This is a genomic window from Bacillus sp. NP157 (genome assembly GCA_018889975.1).
Taxonomy (GTDB): domain Bacteria; phylum Pseudomonadota; class Gammaproteobacteria; order Xanthomonadales; family Rhodanobacteraceae; genus Luteibacter.
The window spans coordinates 1,941,076-1,956,782 of record CP076546.1 but is presented as its reverse complement, the minus strand read 5'-3'; the positions used below and the strand labels follow the sequence as shown (position 1 = coordinate 1,956,782).

The 15,707-nt window shown below is 64.3% G+C and carries 16 protein-coding genes; 11 read left to right on the top strand and 5 right to left on the bottom strand.

From position 1 onward, the window contains the following. Positions 1–48 precede the first annotated feature (48 nt). The 7 genes from KPL74_08785 (at position 49) to KPL74_08755 (ending at position 7,435) form a co-directional block, all read left to right on the top strand. Positions 49–1,053, top strand: coding sequence for a hypothetical protein (locus KPL74_08785; GenBank protein QWT22088.1), 1,005 nt, complete (start codon positions 49–51; stop codon positions 1,051–1,053). Beyond that, the gene (locus KPL74_08780; GenBank protein ID QWT22087.1) at positions 1,050–2,729 is read left to right on the top strand and encodes a ThiF family adenylyltransferase; all 1,680 of its coding nucleotides are present in this window, start codon (positions 1,050–1,052) and stop codon (positions 2,727–2,729) included. Before KPL74_08785 ends, KPL74_08780 begins: the two co-directional genes overlap by 4 nt. Then, on the top strand, positions 2,713–3,177 hold the full coding sequence (locus KPL74_08775) for a Mov34/MPN/PAD-1 family protein (protein ID QWT22086.1): 465 nt from the start codon (positions 2,713–2,715) through the stop codon (positions 3,175–3,177). Before KPL74_08780 ends, KPL74_08775 begins: the two co-directional genes overlap by 17 nt. Continuing rightward, on the top strand, positions 3,170–4,573 hold the full coding sequence (locus KPL74_08770; protein ID QWT22085.1) for an SAVED domain-containing protein: 1,404 nt from the start codon (positions 3,170–3,172) through the stop codon (positions 4,571–4,573). Before KPL74_08775 ends, KPL74_08770 begins: the two co-directional genes overlap by 8 nt. Positions 4,574–4,596: 23 nt before the next feature. Then, complete coding sequence (locus tag KPL74_08765) at positions 4,597–5,463, top strand: hypothetical protein (GenBank protein QWT22084.1); 867 nt, start codon at positions 4,597–4,599, stop codon at positions 5,461–5,463. A 186-nt stretch (positions 5,464–5,649) separates the two neighbouring features. Further along, positions 5,650–6,438, top strand: a complete 789-nt coding sequence (locus KPL74_08760) for a hypothetical protein (protein ID QWT22083.1) — start codon at positions 5,650–5,652, stop codon at positions 6,436–6,438. A 136-nt stretch (positions 6,439–6,574) separates the two neighbouring features. After that, on the top strand, positions 6,575–7,435 hold the full coding sequence (locus tag KPL74_08755) for a hypothetical protein (GenBank protein QWT22082.1): 861 nt from the start codon (positions 6,575–6,577) through the stop codon (positions 7,433–7,435). Positions 7,436–7,493: 58 nt separating this feature from the next. Here the strand turns inward: KPL74_08755 and KPL74_08750 are convergent, their stop codons facing one another. Further along, the gene (locus KPL74_08750; protein ID QWT22081.1) at positions 7,494–8,120 is read right to left on the bottom strand and encodes a hypothetical protein; all 627 of its coding nucleotides are present in this window, start codon (positions 8,118–8,120) and stop codon (positions 7,494–7,496) included. A gap of 124 nt (positions 8,121–8,244) precedes the next feature. On the opposite strand from KPL74_08750, the gene KPL74_08745 reads away from it, so the two are divergent. Continuing rightward, the gene (locus tag KPL74_08745) at positions 8,245–9,222 is read left to right on the top strand and encodes a DUF2971 domain-containing protein (GenBank protein QWT22080.1); all 978 of its coding nucleotides are present in this window, start codon (positions 8,245–8,247) and stop codon (positions 9,220–9,222) included. A 114-nt stretch (positions 9,223–9,336) separates the two neighbouring features. Here the strand turns inward: KPL74_08745 and KPL74_08740 are convergent, their stop codons facing one another. From KPL74_08740 to KPL74_08730, 3 genes are read right to left on the bottom strand one after another with little or no spacing between them, the layout of a single operon-like run. After that, the gene (locus KPL74_08740) at positions 9,337–9,768 is read right to left on the bottom strand and encodes a copper chaperone PCu(A)C (GenBank protein QWT22079.1); all 432 of its coding nucleotides are present in this window, start codon (positions 9,766–9,768) and stop codon (positions 9,337–9,339) included. 8 nt (positions 9,769–9,776) lie between these two features. Then, the gene (locus KPL74_08735; GenBank protein QWT22078.1) at positions 9,777–10,433 is read right to left on the bottom strand and encodes an SCO family protein; all 657 of its coding nucleotides are present in this window, start codon (positions 10,431–10,433) and stop codon (positions 9,777–9,779) included. Positions 10,434–10,485: 52 nt separating this feature from the next. After that, positions 10,486–10,899: a DUF2946 domain-containing protein gene (locus tag KPL74_08730; GenBank protein QWT22077.1), complete on the bottom strand. Its 414-nt coding sequence runs from the start codon at positions 10,897–10,899 to the stop codon at positions 10,486–10,488. A gap of 344 nt (positions 10,900–11,243) precedes the next feature. Between KPL74_08730 and KPL74_08725 the strand changes: the two genes are divergently transcribed. The 3 genes from KPL74_08725 (at position 11,244) to KPL74_08715 (ending at position 14,205) form a co-directional block, all read left to right on the top strand. Next, a complete protein-coding gene (locus tag KPL74_08725; protein ID QWT22076.1) occupies positions 11,244–12,371 on the top strand; it encodes an MFS transporter in 1,128 nt (375 codons plus the stop codon). A 230-nt stretch (positions 12,372–12,601) separates the two neighbouring features. Continuing rightward, positions 12,602–13,198, top strand: coding sequence for a sigma-70 family RNA polymerase sigma factor (locus tag KPL74_08720; protein QWT22075.1), 597 nt, complete (start codon positions 12,602–12,604; stop codon positions 13,196–13,198). A 380-nt stretch (positions 13,199–13,578) separates the two neighbouring features. Next, positions 13,579–14,205, top strand: coding sequence for a FecR domain-containing protein (locus tag KPL74_08715; GenBank protein ID QWT22074.1), 627 nt, complete (start codon positions 13,579–13,581; stop codon positions 14,203–14,205). Positions 14,206–14,516: 311 nt separating this feature from the next. On the opposite strand, the gene KPL74_08710 is transcribed toward KPL74_08715, so the two are convergent. Then, positions 14,517–15,674, bottom strand: coding sequence for a thiolase family protein (locus tag KPL74_08710; GenBank protein ID QWT22073.1), 1,158 nt, complete (start codon positions 15,672–15,674; stop codon positions 14,517–14,519). Between the last annotated feature and the right edge of the window lie 33 nt (positions 15,675–15,707).

The following is a 15,707-nucleotide window of genomic DNA, read 5'->3' as shown; positions in this document are numbered from 1 at the left end:
AGCCTGAACGGGATCAGGCTGTGTCCAACCGACACAAGGAATCGCTTCATGCTCCCGAACAGCCGTTTCACTTCTCTTTTGGCCGACATCGAGCCGAGCTCCACCACCAAGGGGCACGCTTCGGCGGCCCATACGGCGGTCCGCAGCCACCTTCGCTCGCATGCGCAGTTCAAGGACCGCTGGGAGGGGGACTTCCTCGCCGGCAGCTACTCACGTGACACCGCCATCCGTCCCCGCCATACGGCCGACGGCCACGATCGTCCGGACGTCGACATCATCATCGAGACCTCGTTTTCGACCTCGGATGCGCCGGATGATGTCCTCAATGAGCTCGCCGATGCCCTGCGCCAGACGTTCCATGTCGAGCGCATCAACAAGCGCTCGGTCCGGGTGCTGACGGCCAACTCCGAGATCGACGTCGTCCCGGTCGTGCCCACGGGCAGCGTCTTTGAGTTGCCCGACCGCGACCTCGGCCGCTGGAAGACGACCAACCCGCCGGGCCACAACACGTGGAGCTCGGACCGGAACAAGGCCTTTTCCGGCCGCTTCAAGCCGCTGGTCAAGCTCTTCAAGTGGTGGCGCCGGGAGAACAAGACCGGCAAGCGCCCCAAGGGCTTCGTGCTCGAGGTGCTCGTGTCGATGTACGCCCCGGTCAACGAGACCCACTATGGCGAAGCGTTTGCACGCATGCTCGAGGGTCTCCGCGATGCCCACGCCGCGCAAGCGGAGATGGACATCAAGCCGTTCATCAACGACCCGGGTCTGTGGGGCAACGACATCCTCTCGAAGGTGTCGATGACCGACTGGAAGGCGTTCATGGCCCGCGTCAAGTCGCACGCGGCGCTCGCCCGCAGGGCGCAGAACGAGACCGACGAGGCGGAGGCGACCCGGCTCTGGCGTATCGTTCTCGGCGAACGCTTCCCGAAGGGCGTGGCGGCCGTCGCGGCGAAGGCGACGGCGGGCAGCACCGTTGCCGTGGCACCGGTCGCCGCCTCGGCGTTCGTGTTTCCCGACGTCAATGCGACGCCGACCTCGCCGCGCGGCTTCGCATGAAGCCGTGGTTTACCCGCAACCTGAAGCGCGTGGCTGACGAGCGCGCGGCCCTCGCGTGCATCGAGGGGGAGGGATGGTGGGCCACGGACGGCTGGACGGGTGCACACGGGCGGCTCACCGCAGAGGGCACCATCTTCGCCGGCGGGCGTGCCGTGGAGGTCCGTCTCGTCTACCCCGAGCTCTATCCCCTGGTGCCGTGCTGGGTCGAGCCGCGGGATGGCAAGACGCGCCTGAGTCGTCATCAGTTCGGCGGTGGCGGATCGCTTTGCCTCGAGGTGGGTCCCGACAACTGGTCCCCGGCGGCCACGGGCGCCGACATGCTCCGCAGCGCGCACCGTCTTCTTGAAGGCGAGGCTGCAGGCGTGGAAGGGGACGTGCCCGATGGTCACCACGAGGGGGCCGTCCAGGCCTTCACCAACGGCAACCTCCGGGTGCTGCTCGGGCAGGGATGTCTGGCAAGGATTGGTGCGGGTGTCTCCGTGGCGCTCACGGGCTACCGCTATGCCCACCAGGACAACTGCGTTCCCCTGTATCTCTGCGACGATGCGGACAGGCTGGCCGGGCGCGAGCCCCCGCCAGGGGTGGCCGATGGCATCCCGGTTGTGGTCTTCGACCTCGACGACCCTTCGGCGGGCGTCGACACCCGTGCGGATCTTGCCGCGCATGTCGACATCGCCGCCGTCGCGGACGAAGCACTGGGGCTCTTTGCCGTTGCGCGCATTCCCGGTGGCGTCCGGGTGTTCCATCTTGCCTTCGCTGCCTCGGAGACGGTCTTCGAATGCAGTCCCGTTGTCCTGTCCGATGATGCCGGCATGCGGTCTGGCCGCGCAGCAGGTGTGACCGGCAAAACGGTCGTCATCGTCGGCGCCGGGTCGGTCGGGTCGAAGGTGGCCGAATCTGTGGTCCGTGCCGGGGTGCGGATTGTTGGCCTCGTCGATGGCGACGTGATGCTGCCGCCCAACATCGAGCGCCACGCCCTCGACTGGCGCGACATCGGCTACCGCAAGGTCGATGCGCTCGCTCGCCGGCTTGGTGTCATCGCGCCCTCGGTCAAGGTCATCCGTCGCGTGCTCAACCTCGACTGGCAGCAGTCCGCAAAAAACCACGCAGCGACCATCGACCTCGTGGCAAGCGCGGATGTCGTGGTCGATGCCACGGGCGACATGGGTGCCTCGTTGCTGCTCGGCGCCGTCGCCAGCTCGGCTGGACGTCCCTTCGTCAGTGTGCAGGTCTTCGAAGGTGGCCTCGGCTGCCTTGTCGCACGCAGCGTACCCGGAAAGGACGCCACCTTTGCCGACGGCCGCGCGTCGTTCAACGCCTGGTGTGGCCAACAGGCGACGCCCCCGCCGCCACCCGGCCACCGGGCCTATGAGGGCATCAACGCGGAGGGTGAGCCGGTCGTTGCCGACGATGCTGCCGTCACGATTGCAGCGGGGCTCTGCGCGCGGGTTGCGCTCGACATCCTCGATGGTGCCATGGGTGGGGGGCAGCCTGCCTGGTTGCTGGTTGGATTTCGCCAGGGGTGGGTTTTTTCCGGCCTCGGTTCTTCGGTCCTCCTCGATGTCGGCCCGGCGACCGAAGCGCCCGACATCGATGCCATGGCGGCTGCCGACCCGGTCACGGCCAATTTTGTCCTCTCCCTGTTCGCGGACCCCGATGATGCAGCTGCAGCTTGACGCTTCCGCGATTTCGTCGCTCCGGTCCGCGCTCATCCGTGGCGGTCTTCGCGAGACCGGCGGCCAGCTCTTCGGGCGTATGCATGCACCGGGTAAGTTCTCGGTCACGGATGTCACCACGCAAAACCGCCTCGGAAGCGTTGCGCGCTTTCTCGTGGACCTCGCCGAGGCGCTGCGCATGTCCGACCGCTTCTTCTACAAGCGCCGTAGCCAATACCGCACCTACAACTACATCGGTGAATGGCACAGCCACCCGTCGTTCGCCGTCACGCCGAGCGGGACGGACCTGCAAACCATGCGCGCGCTTGTCACCGACGGGTCGTTCAGGGGCAGTTTTTCCGTCCTGCTCATCGTCCGACTCGACCAAGACACAATCACCGCCAGCGCCAGTGTGTTTGATCGCACGGGTGCCATGGGCAACGTTCAACTGGAGATGTGCAATGCCTGAGAGTCGCGTTCAGACGCTGACGGACCGCAAAGGCATGGGCGGTGTCATCGCCTATGCCGGCTTCGGCTACCAGGAGTGGGCCGCTGCCGCCAGGGTGCCGCACTGGCTCGCCAATCCTGCGTTCGAGGCCATCGGCCTCGAGATGCTCGAGGACTTCGAGGCCACGTTCTTCGAGCCGGATGCGCCATCGGCAAACCTGCACAGGCTCGAACGCTTCCAGGCCAAGTCGGCAACGCTCAAGAGGGCCGAGCTCGTGTCCGTGCTGGCCGGGTTCAAGGCGTTTGCCGAGGGCTATTCGGACACCGTGCGCATGCAGGCCCTCATCACGCCCGACTTGCCAGCGGAGCTCAAATGGGTCGTTCGCGACGGGTTCCGCGTGGCCAATGCGCGTCCGTTCTACCACCACTATCCCGAGGTCATGGCCGACAGTGACACGGCCTATGTCGCGCACCTGTCTGGGGAGTTCGGCACAGGGCTCGGGCCCCACCTCGTTCGCGACATTGCAATCGAGCTTGTGCCTCACGACGAAGGGTTTGCGCGCGCCGCGTTCGCTCGCGACCTCCACGAATCGCTCGGCCTCGACTGGCCGACCTCCGCCGTTGCCCGCGCGTTCGCCAACGTGTGCACACTGCTTCGCGACAGGCGGGGCAGCAAGGTCGGACGCATGGCACTGGTGGACGCCATCAGTGACGGAAACCCCGGGTTTGCCGCGTCAACAACCCTGCGTCTGGCGTTCGTGCGTGGCCAGGCGCAGCCACCTTCCGGGCATCTCGGGCTCGACGCCGAGGATGGCGGACACAGGGTCGGTGCACCCGCCGTGCCCTATACGGACGGGTTGCAGAAGGCTTTGGTAAACACGGCGGGCTGGGCGACCGGGCAGGGTTATCGGCGCGTGGCCGTCGATGCACCGATGCGCCTGTCGGCTGCCTTCGGCCTTGGCCTCGCGTTCCGTCCGGCCACCGTCTTCGACCTGGACGTCATGACGCCCGGCGGTGTCTGGTCGACGGACGCCCATCCGGCGGGGAGTAACGTGGCCGAGTGGACGATAACGGCGCCGGATGCACGAACGGGAGGGCGCCTTGCCGTGGTTATCGGTCTCATCCGGGACCCCGTTGAGGACGTGCGACGCTTCCTCGGTCAGGCGGCGCCCGTCTTGCATCTGCACCTGCCGCGTGCGGTGATCTCGGCAGAAGACGTCCAGTCGAGTGTACGTGCGATCAAGGACGCAGTCAGCGCCGCTACCGCACGCCTTGCGCCCGATGGAATCGACCTCTTCTATCTCGGGCCCGCGGTGCTGGCCACTGCCCTCGGTCACCGCTGGAACGCGCTGCCGCCCACCTGCTTTTTCGAACACGACCGCACGGATGGTTACGTGCCGACGGTCAAGACCCTCTGACGCCTGCCGGTACGGACTTCCCCATGGACATCAACACCCTTCAGACCTTTCTACCCTGGATCTCCTGTCTCACCCCGCTTGCAGTGGCCGCGGCGCTGCTGTGGGTGATGCTGCGCGGCAAGTCGATGTATCCGTTCTGGCTGCGCCTCTGGACCTTGTTCCACCGCAAGGAGCCGGCCGACGTCGACTGGCTCGCCGGGGCGATGGACGAGCGCCGGGCACTCTTGAAGTTCAGGGTTCTTTTCGGATGGGCCGACACGCTCGCCCAAGCCCGGCGCATGGAGCGGTGGGCACGCACGCAAGGCACCGACCTCGGCAGCGTCTGCGATTGCGGCGAGTTCTTTGACCGTCGCAAGTTGCGCCTCAGGCCACTCCCGTCCAAAGGCGGTGTCGTCGCCCGCATCATCCCCCTCTTCCTTGTCGTGGCCACGCTGACCGGATTTGGCCTCGTCGCGGTATCGACAACCGATGCGGTTTTTTCCGTGAACGCAAACGGCCGGCTTCTGTCGGTCGACGGCACGACCGTGCGGGTGTTTGGCGAGGCGCGCTGGACCGGACTCGACAAGGCCGGCTGCGCAGGCACCGACGATTTCGGCCATCTCGGCGATGACCGGGCGGTGGCATGCGACATCCTCGGCAGCAGCCGGCTTGAACAACACGTCAGGGACGTTGTCCGGGCACAGCGCGTCGTCGGCGGCCTTGCATTCTTCTATGCCCTGCTCATCGGTGTGCCGGCTTGGCGTTACGGGGCGTCGCTCCGGGCAGCATTCGCGCTCAAACGCGAGCTCGGACGCACCGACGAGGGCGATGGTGACGAGGCCGTGCCCAGTGACGGTGATGGTGGGGGGCTGCGAATGGCACTCGTCACGGCGGCGGGCGTCACCGCCTGACATGGACGGGATTCAGTGCATGGGCAGCAAATCGCAGCAGCATTCCCGTTGGAACAGGGCCTGTTGCCGGGGGTGCTGGACCACGCGTGGCACCACGGGTCGATCGCGCGTGGGCGAGGCACAGCCGCTCGTCGGTGCCCGGACGGCACGCCCGGCGCTGCGCTTCGGTCGCCGCGGTGCAGCCGCATGATGCCGTTCAATGGACGCATGATGGTTTTTGAAGCGATTCCACTACTCCTACTGTGCTTCCTGGTTGGTGTTGTCTTGCGCGAAGGCGGCAGGCAGGTCATGCGCGACCGGGTATTTCAAAAGCGCGTGCGCACAGCAGCCCGCTGGGCACGTGTTCATCCGCTTCTTGTGCCCGCGCCCTTTGTGCTGTCGGTGATGGCGGACGTCCTGCTCAATCCCCGTCCGCGGTTTGCCTACGCGACCCCTGCGCAGTGGTGCGCGGCGACCGCATGCGTCATTGTCGGCCCGGCCTGCCTCATCGCTTACACGTGCCTGATGCCAAAGCTTTTGCGCGGCAAGAGGGTCATTGCGCTCGAGCGTGTTGACGCCTCGACTGCGGGCCTCCACGTGCGCCGTGCAGGGGGACGCCTGTCGGCCTACCGGCAGGTGGACCCTGAGCCCTTGCGGAGCGCGCGCGTGGCCCTGGGCGTTTTGGTCGAACACGGTACGGCCCTCGTGGAGGCGGGCTGGAAGAGGGTCGAGCTCGTGTCGCCCGAAATCGGTGCGGGCACCCTCAGCGTGCGCCGGGTCGACGCTTTTTTGCGTGCGCGTCTCCCGGACTGGCATGTGGTCACTTGGGTCGAGCGACCGTTTCCGCTCTGGAAGGCGCTTGTCTACTGGGCGGCCAAACGTCCGCACCGCTGGGTTCAGGTCGAGCGCGGCGTGGTGCTTGCCCACGCAGTAATACCGGCTGCACCGGACGACCCGACGCGCGTCATACACGAACGCGGCGTCTGGTCGCACTGAGGCCGGGAAAATCCGGCGCGGCCGTCCTCCGGGGGCGTGGGCGTGACGGACCGGCACGCGGCACCCGGTGGCGGCACGGGGCGACGGTTCGCGCGGTACCATGCACAGCACGGACTCAACCATGCAGGAGCAATCCATGGGCAACGCCATCGGTCCTGCGGAGCGTGAGGCAATCGGGCTCTGCGTGTGTACCGCTGCACTCGATGACCTCGTCAACCACGACCTCATGCAGCTGACCATCAACGGGGACGGGGAGATGGAGGTGCGCTTCCATGCCCGCGCCCATCGGAGCCTCTTCCTCATCCGCCTTCTCGACTTTGTCAGCGAAAAGGGGTCCGCTGGACTACTCGGTGTCAAATCCTCCTGTCTCGATGTACTCGAGCAGGTCGCGGACCAGCCCGTCCTGGGCGACCAGTGCGGAGGGGAGGGGCTTGCTGCCGCCGTCGTTGCCCTGAAGTCCTGGATGGACGCCCCCATAACGCCCACCGTCTGGCTTCCCTCCATCGGCACCAATGCGCGCCTGTCGGTCACGCGTCACCAGCTGCTGGAAATCTCGGGCAACCAGGCCAAGCACAATCCTTCCCGGCTCTCGGCGGTCTCCGGCAAGCTCCAGGCCATCCTCGGGGCAGCAGGGCACCAGGTCGCCATTGACAAGGTGCCCTTTGCACTGGGTGACCTTCGCGATCACCTCGAAGGCAACCTGTTCATCTATTACGCCACGTGGATAGCAGAGCTTCTCAACAACGTCCGTTGGGCCATCCATCGGTACCTCGAGCCTGTGTACCGGACGGTATACAGGAAGGAGTCGCGTTTTGAGGGGGACTACACGTTTGCCCTTCCGCCGGGACTCACCCGCGGCAGCGCACCGCACATGTGGTTCCATGACTTGATGAACCATGTCCGGAGCGGTCCGATCGTCCCGCCGTTCCGGGCATGGCGTTTCCTTCGGGAAGAGAGCTCGCTCGAATGGCCTGACGCGAACCCTCCTGGCGATTGACCGTCCTGCGCGGAGGCGGTCTTCCACCGCGGCCGGGACGGGTGGGGGCAATGCACCCTCAGCGCCGGGTGAAGCGCCGGAGTTCGCCTTCAATGGAACCGAGCGACTCCACGGTCTTGTCGAGGACGAGGTCGAATGCCACGCCATGGCCGTCGTTGACGCCTGCAAGGTCGAAACCGAGTCGCCGGAGATGGACCAGGGCGTCACCGGGGGTGACGTGCGCATCGGCGATCCTCAGGTCATTGAGGACGAACAATGGAGCGAGCATGTCGTTTTGTTCGTTCCACCCGTCGGGGATGACCTCGGTGGGGAGGGCGTCGGCAACCGATTCGAGGTCGCGGTTCTTTTGCCTGACGACGTTGGTCAGCGCCTGGAGGAGTTTCAGGCTGCCAAGGTCCCTCATGGCCTCGGGCGGCACACCCATCGCGCGAAGGATGCGTTTGAGGACTCCTTTCGGGATGGCCTGCACACGCTCGTGGAGGACCTTGCAGCGAGCGAGAAAGGCCTGCTCATCCAGGTCAACGGGGGCCACCCGGGCGAGGCGCCTGAGCATCCGGTCATCCCCCCAGCCATCTGCCCGGACCCGTGCGCGGGAAAGGTTGCTGATGTCTTTTGCATCGACGGTTTCACCGGCGGCCCCGGTAAGCGCTGACAGGTGATCGGCGAGGTCCAGCAAGACGGCCACGAACCGGTCGACCTGAGGGTTGGGGTCCCAGGATCCTGCTTGGACTGAGCATCCGCCGGGAGACCAAGCGCCACGAGCCGCACTCGCTGCTACGATGCCGCCATCCATACACCGGGGTGATTCCATGGAAGACAATACCGCTTTCGAGACTGCAATGGATGCGTTGTGGGAGGATTTTGACCGGACCAGCAATTACCCCACGATGCGGCCGAAACTGGCTCACTACACCACCCTGCAAACGCTGGAATCGATTCTGGTGGGGCGTCAACTGTGGCTGTCCAACCCGCTTTACATGAACGACCACCAAGAGATGCGCGCCGGCCTCAACCTGGGCGCGCGGCTGTTCTACGAAAGCCCGGAGTTGAAGGCGGCCTGTAAAGTTGCCGAAGATCATCTGTTCCTCATCAGCGCGTTCACCGAACTGTTTGAGAAGTTCAGCAACAGCTACGCGATGGATACCTATATCGCCTGCTTTTCGTTGCACGATGACACGGTGCCTGATGGACGCCTTTCGATGTGGCGCGCCTATTCGGCCGAAGGCAGCGGTGCGGCGCTCATCTTCGACACGACCCAATTTCCCGATGTCGAGCCGGGCAGCTCTCCTCTGGTAATTAGCCGGGTGGAATACATCACCGACGAACAGCGCGAGCAATGGGTGCGGGGCAAGGTCACACAGCTGGCATCGCTCATCGCCGCGCATGCCACCAGCTTGGCCGACTTGTCGACGGCGGCTTATCACTACATTTGGCGGCTGAAGGCATTTTCGGTATTTACCAAGCATCGAGGCTTCGCGGAAGAAAACGAATGGCGATTGGCGTATTTGCCTGAGAACGACCCGGATGGACGACTCAAAGCCATGTTCGGATACCATCACGGCGCCTTCGGCATTGAGCCCAAGCTCAAGCTTCGGTTGGAACCCTTGAGCGGCGTCATCGATGAGGGGTTCAACATGGACGCCAGCATAGAAGCCATCCTGTGCGGGCCGACGGTATCGAGCCCGCTGGCGGTCGCGTCCTTTCAACGCATGTTGCATGTGCTCAACCAAGAACACCTGGTGGACCGGGTGAGGGGCTCGACGACTCCATTCCGAAAGACGCGATGACAGTACCGACTACGGTTGGCTATGCACCACCGCGAAAGCTCCATTGGGGTCAGCGTGCCGTTGATCCAATGAGCGAGGGCCGGGAGCACCGATTTAGGCTCCCGGCCAGCCACTTCAGCCGTTCGGGCCGCTGGCGTTTGCAGGCACGACGCGAAGCGGGACACGAAGGCTCGCTCCGTCCGAGAGCATGAGTTCGAGCACTACCGTGTCAGCCACTTTGAGCGAACGCGTAGGCTTGCTTAGCATCACATGGTACCCGCCTGGGGAAAACACGACACTGCCTCGCGCAGGCACGGGAACGGAATCAACCATTGCCATATGCGCCATTCCATTGTTCTCCGAACTACGGTGCAGCATCGCCTCCTTGTAGTCAGGGCTACGGACGCCCGTGATGCTGACCTCCTTCGGAGTCGCATTGATCAGGGTGAGGTACCCACCTGCCGGAAGCGAACCGGGCAGCAATCGCAGCCACCCGTTTTCCGCATGGACGGCAGGTTCGGCGCCATGGGCGACGAGGGTGAACAAGAGCAAGGCGAGAGCAATCATGCGTCGCTTCATCGGGCATTCTCCAGGGTGGTCATCAGGGTCAGGTCATGAACGACATCATCCGGGGTCGACTTCGGGGTCGCGATGAGGCGGGCCCGGCCCTTCGCGTCGAACACGTAGACCGTCGGGCTGTGGTCGACTTCGTAGCTACCATCCGCTTTGGGCGGGTCGCGGGTGTACGACGCACGGTAGCGTTTGACGAGGGCCTCGAGTTCGCTGTCTGGGCCAGACAGGCCGACCGCACGCTTGTCGAACGCGTGCACGTACTCGTGCATGACCTGCGGGGTGTCACGTGCGGGGTCGACCGACACGAACAGGATGCGGATCGAATCTGCGGCAGCACCCATCCGGTCGAGAATCACGTGCAGATGCGTCAAGGTCAGTGGACAGACGTCGGGGCAGTGGGTATATCCGAAATAGAGGAGCGTGATGTGTCCTTGGTAATCGGCGGCCGTCACCGCCTTGCTATTGTCATCGGTCAGCGAAAACGCGAGATCGGGCAGGTGGCCCGAGACATCGGCCATCTTCCACTGCGGCGCGAGCTCTTTCTGGCAAGCCGACACCAGGCAGGTTGATGCGCAGAGCAGTATCAGGAGCACGAAACGCGTCACGGCAAAAGAGCGGATGGACGCGCGCGCGCGGGTCGCGCGGGAATGCGGAATCATCAGAGTTCCTCGGCAGAAAAAGGAAGCCGCAAAGCGGCGAGGCAGCGGTTCTTCAGGCTGGCGGTGGTCCGCGGGGGGCAACGGCGAGCTGCCATGCGGGCCGATTGGAACGGTGAGGGACGGGAGTTGGAATCAGGACGGGTTGTTCGGATGGCGGTCGCATGACGACGGCCGGAACGCTCGCAAGTCCCGGGTGGTTCGCAAGGAAGTTGCAATAGCCACAAGGGTCCCCCGGATGGGCCACGACTTCATCGGTGTCCCGCGCTTGAGGAGAGTGGTTGGCCTGGCCGTGGCACCAGAAGCTGAGCGCGGGGATGCCATCAACATTCTCCGCGGACGGCGCGCCCATTGCGTTGGCACTGGTCCTGACCGCGCGGGAGATGACAGGCACGCATACCAAAAGCCCCATCGCCAAAAACGCGAGCACGGTAAAGATGCGTTGGGATGGCCGACGGCGAAGCGGCATGGGTCCTTTGCAGTGCGGGTAATGGTCTGGAGCATGATGCCCTTGTTTTCCAAAGCGCGCGCGTGACACGGTGCCGCGCGCAGGCGGTCTGCATCCATGGGACGCGTTGATGAAAGGACTGGTCGCGGCGCGAAACGAGGGAAGGACGTCCTTTAGTCCCGGCAGTCGCACGCTGACAATTTCGGCCACCGAATTCCGGTCGTCAGGTCGCGATACGAATGGCTTACAAACGGAAAGACGAGGTCGCGCGGTCCCCTCCGGCAGGTGCGTGGGTCGCCATTTGCCCTGGCTCAAGGCGGGACGTTGTCGTCCTCGCAGTGGGGCAGGCGCTTTTTACGGCCGCATTGGCCATCGATCTGACACTGACGGGGATCACCGGATACCAGCTTGCACCGTACAAGGCACTGGCAACCCTGCCTTTTGCGATGATCACCGTTGCAGGCGCGATAGCCACATGGTTCGCTGCGCTCGTGATTCGTCGCGTCGGGAGAAGACGCGCCTTCGTCATTGGTGCGGCCGTCTGTACTGGAGGTGGGTGCCTGAGCGTGTGGTCGGTTGTCCATTCCGATTTCTGGTCCTTTTGCCTCGGTACGGCGGCCGTCGGCGTCTTCCAGGCCTTCGCGCAGTACTACCGGCTCGCCGCCGCTGACTCAGTCGCAACGGGAGCGAAGGCACGAGCCATCTCAACAGTGCTTGCCGGCGGTGTCATCGCCGCAGTCCTCGGCCCGCTGCTGGCCGCGTGGAGCAGGAACTGGCTTTCGATTGCTTTTGCCGGTTCGTACCTCGCAGTAGCCATTCTTGGTGCAGTCTCCGCTGTCCTTTTCCTCACCAGCTACCGCGACCGGCCCGAGAGTATCCCTGCGCAGACCGGCGAAGACGCCGGGACACTGCCGCTGGGCAGGATTCTTTTGACGCCCATCTCGCTTGCGGCGCTCGCCAACAATGTCATCGGTGGAGTGGTCATGATGTTCATAATGACCGCGGCTCCGCTCGCCACCATGGGTGCGCACTATTCCGTCGACGATGGCGCGTCCGTGATCCAGTGGCACCTCGTCGGTATGTATGGGCCGTCATTGTTCGCAGGTCGCCTCATCGATCGGTTCGGCTTGCCGATTGTACTGTTCGCTGGCATCGCGATGAGTGCGTTGTGTCCGGCCATCGCAGCGGGTTCCCACAGCCTTTTCGCCTTTCACGCGGCACTGCTGTGTCTCGGTGTCGGCTGGAATTTCATGTTCGTCGGCGGGACGGCGCTTCTCGCCCTTTCGTACCGCCCGGCAGAGCGGACAAAGGTGCAGGGCGCGGCTGAATTCGCCCGTTACGCGACGACGGCGCTGGCAACGCTCGCGGCTGGACCCGTCTTGCAACGTTGGGGCTGGACGACGCTTAACGTTTCCATGATTCCCGTCCTCGGCGTCGCAGCTGTCCTGACGCTCGCCTGGAGCCGGCCGGGAGCTTCATCCCAGGTGATCTGAAGCGCTCACCGCGTCATGTTTCCGATCAACGGCGACCTACGTCACTCGTGCGCCGTGCAAGTACGACGGTTGAGGAGACCCTGTGCTCCCCGGACAAGCCAGCTGGCCGTGCCATCGAAGGGTAGGGTTTTTGGTCCGTGTCACGTTTCATGGGAAGGGCCGGACCGTTTCGCAACGGCGGGGTAATTCGTCGACAATGGTGGGCACGGCATGGAACAAGGATCGCGGTTTTGACTGGCGTCGCTCCGCGGCTGGTTGCCGTGAGCGGAACTGTACCGACGAAGATTGATTCGCCTTGCGGCGATGACCGTGCTTTCGAGGCATTCGCGCGTGAGCGGCGTGGCCATCTGGTTGCATTCCTGCGGCAACGGCTGGTTCCGGAGGAAGACACCCAGGACATTGCGCAGGAGAGCTTCACGCGGCTCATGAAATACCGGAGCGAGCCACCTGAGACATGGAGCGCCCTTTTGTACCGGATAGCCAGCAACGCCGTGACCGACAGGGCACGTCACGCCCGTTCGCATCGGGCCAATGACCACGTACGCGTTGATGATTTTGCCGATTTCCTCGCGTCAGCGGACCCTGAGCAAGGTCACTTCCTTGACACGGTGCGCGCGCTCGAGGATGTTCAAAAAGCGCTGTTGCGCCTGCCCGAACGGTGCCGCGACGTCTATCTCCTCAATCGCATCGAAGGCATGAGCTACGCGGAGGTCGCCGCACACTGCGGAATTTCTGTGAAAGCGGTCGAAAAGCACATCAGCCGCGCCCTGGCCCTCCTGCGACGTTACGTCGACACCCGCTCCGCTTTCTTCTCCTTCCGGCCATGATGGGAAACGGCCCCACGCGCTATCCAGACACGGCGGAAGCCTGGGTTGCCTTGCTCGGACGTGGTTCGTTGACGGACGGCGACCGACGCGCCTTCACGGCCTGGTGTGCGGGAGGGACAGACCGTTTTGGGGAGTTCAGGTCGGCGCTTGACCTTCACCTCGGCGTTCGGTCGTTGGGTGCAAGCGCGATTCTGCAGGCCGCCGGCCACCGGGCCCGGACGCGAACCTCCAGGGCGGCACGGCGCCGCAGGCAAAGCGTTCGTGCGCTGCCTGCCGCGGCGATTGTGCTCCTGCTCGCCGTGCCAATGAGCGTGTCGAGGTTTTCCGACGCAGTAGATGTCCTTGACCGCCAGTACTCGGGTGGGCCATCGATACATCGCGTGATCCTCGCAGACGGCACTGGAATGCTCATGGACGCTGGGACAAGGGCGTCTGCGCGTATCAGTCGCACAAAGCGTGAAGTGGTCCTTGCATCAGGTCGCATCGAATTGACGGTAGCCAAGGGAGCCGCCCCGTTTGAGGTGCGGTCGTCCGGAACTCTCATCCATGACATCGGTACAACGTTCCAGGTCGAACGTGACGATGCGGGTGTTCGGGTGAGCCTGCTCGATGGTTCGGTAAGCATCACGAGCCCGACGCAACCTGAAACTCGGACACTCAGGCCCGGTGAACAGGTCAACGTTTCGAGCGACGGCCAGATGGGCGACACGCGCGCCTTCGATTTGACCGAAGCGGCTGCCTGGACACGGGGGAAACTGGTGTTCCGGCGTAAGAGGCTCTCAGATCTCCTGTCAAAAATGAATCGCTACTCCCCCGTGTCGGTGAAGCTGGGGGATTCGGCGTTGGCCGAGCTCGAGGTGAGCGGCAGCTTCCGCGCGGGCGATCAGGAGACGCTTGTCCGGGCGCTGGTAACTGGCTGGGGGCTACGCGAGGTGCGCGAGGCCGGAGGTGTGGTCACGCTCTATTCAACCAAATCCACCTCACGTCAGGGGACGCGCGTCCATTGAGACCACCGCGTTCAATCGGCCGGTGTAGGGTGAGGGCCACGTTTGACGTTTATACAAGCGGGGCGCAGTACGAACGCCAGGCCAGACAGGTATCCGGGAAGCCCCCCCCGTGCCAGTATCAAGGTGCGCCCAAGTCTCTGCAGTCTGAATGCGCGCGCAAAGAGGCCATGTGGCCCGGGTCGATACGCTTCTTTCCGGGTTCGACCCTGGTGCCATGGTGTTGGGTGGACTGCAGTCGGCCATGTCTGCAGTCCACTTTTTTCGCGATCGGAGTGGGGCTGGCAAGTTGCCAGGAGCGCCGATGGCGGGCACTAGCGGGCGAGAATCGTTGCGATGCCTTGCCCACCACCCACGCATTGTGTTGCCAGAGCGTAGTTGCCGCCTTCCCGTGCCAGAAGTTGTGCCGCTTTGCCGGTGATGCGTGCGCCGGTGGCCCCCAGTGGATGACCGAGCGCGATTGCCCCTCCGTCGAGGTTGACACGCCCGGGATCGAGCTCGAGTAAGCGCATGCATGCAATCGCCTGGGACCCGAACGCCTCATTGAGCTCAACGACGTCCATGTGGTGAATCAACAGCCCCGCCCGGGCAAGAGCCTTGCGCGTTGCATCCACTGGGCCCATGCCCATGTATTCGGGTTCACATCCCGTCACCGCCGTTGCCACGATGCGTGCCAGGACCGTCAGCCCGTGACGGTTGGCGAATGCCTCCGAGGTCACGAGAAGTGCGGCGGCGCCGTCCGTCAGTGGCGATGCTGTCCCAGCGGTTACCGTTCCGTCGGCACCAAATGCGGGCTTGAGGGACGCGAGCCCCTCGAGCGATGTGGTGGGACGCAAGCATCCATCCTGGATGACGAATGTCCCGTCCTCCAAGCGAACCGGTACCAATTCGTCATCAAGACGGTGACTTTCCCGCGCCATCGCGGCCTTCGCTTGCGATTCGAACGCGAACCGCTCCTGCTCTCGTCGTGAAATCCCGTATCGTTTCGCGACGTTCTCGGCAGTCTCTCCCATGGTGATGTGCGCCCGGATAGGGATTGGGCGATGGTCGCCCTCGGCGACCGAAAAGAGCGGATTCGGAGAAGGGTTGAGTCCGCCTTGCGGGACGAGCGACATGCTCTCGACGCCGCCGGCGATGAACGCTTCGCCGGCGCCGATTGCGATCTGCCCGGCCGCACAATGGACAGCATACATTGACGACCCGCAGAAACGGTTCATGGTCACCCCCGGGACGCTGACAGGCATTCCCGCAAGCAGTGCGGCAACGCGTGCAATGTTGTCGCCCTGCGGTCCTTCGGGATACGCGCATCCAAACAGGACATCTTCAATGAGCGCAGGGTCGAGGCCAGAGCGTTGCATGAGTCCGCGGATGGATGTTGCTGCGAGATCGTCCGGCCGGACCGACGCGAGCGCACCTTTTCGGGCAAAGGTGAAGGGTGTCCGGACATAGCCGGCGATGACAGCTGTGGACATGGGTGCTCCGAGGCAAGGCATGAACCGGCTCCT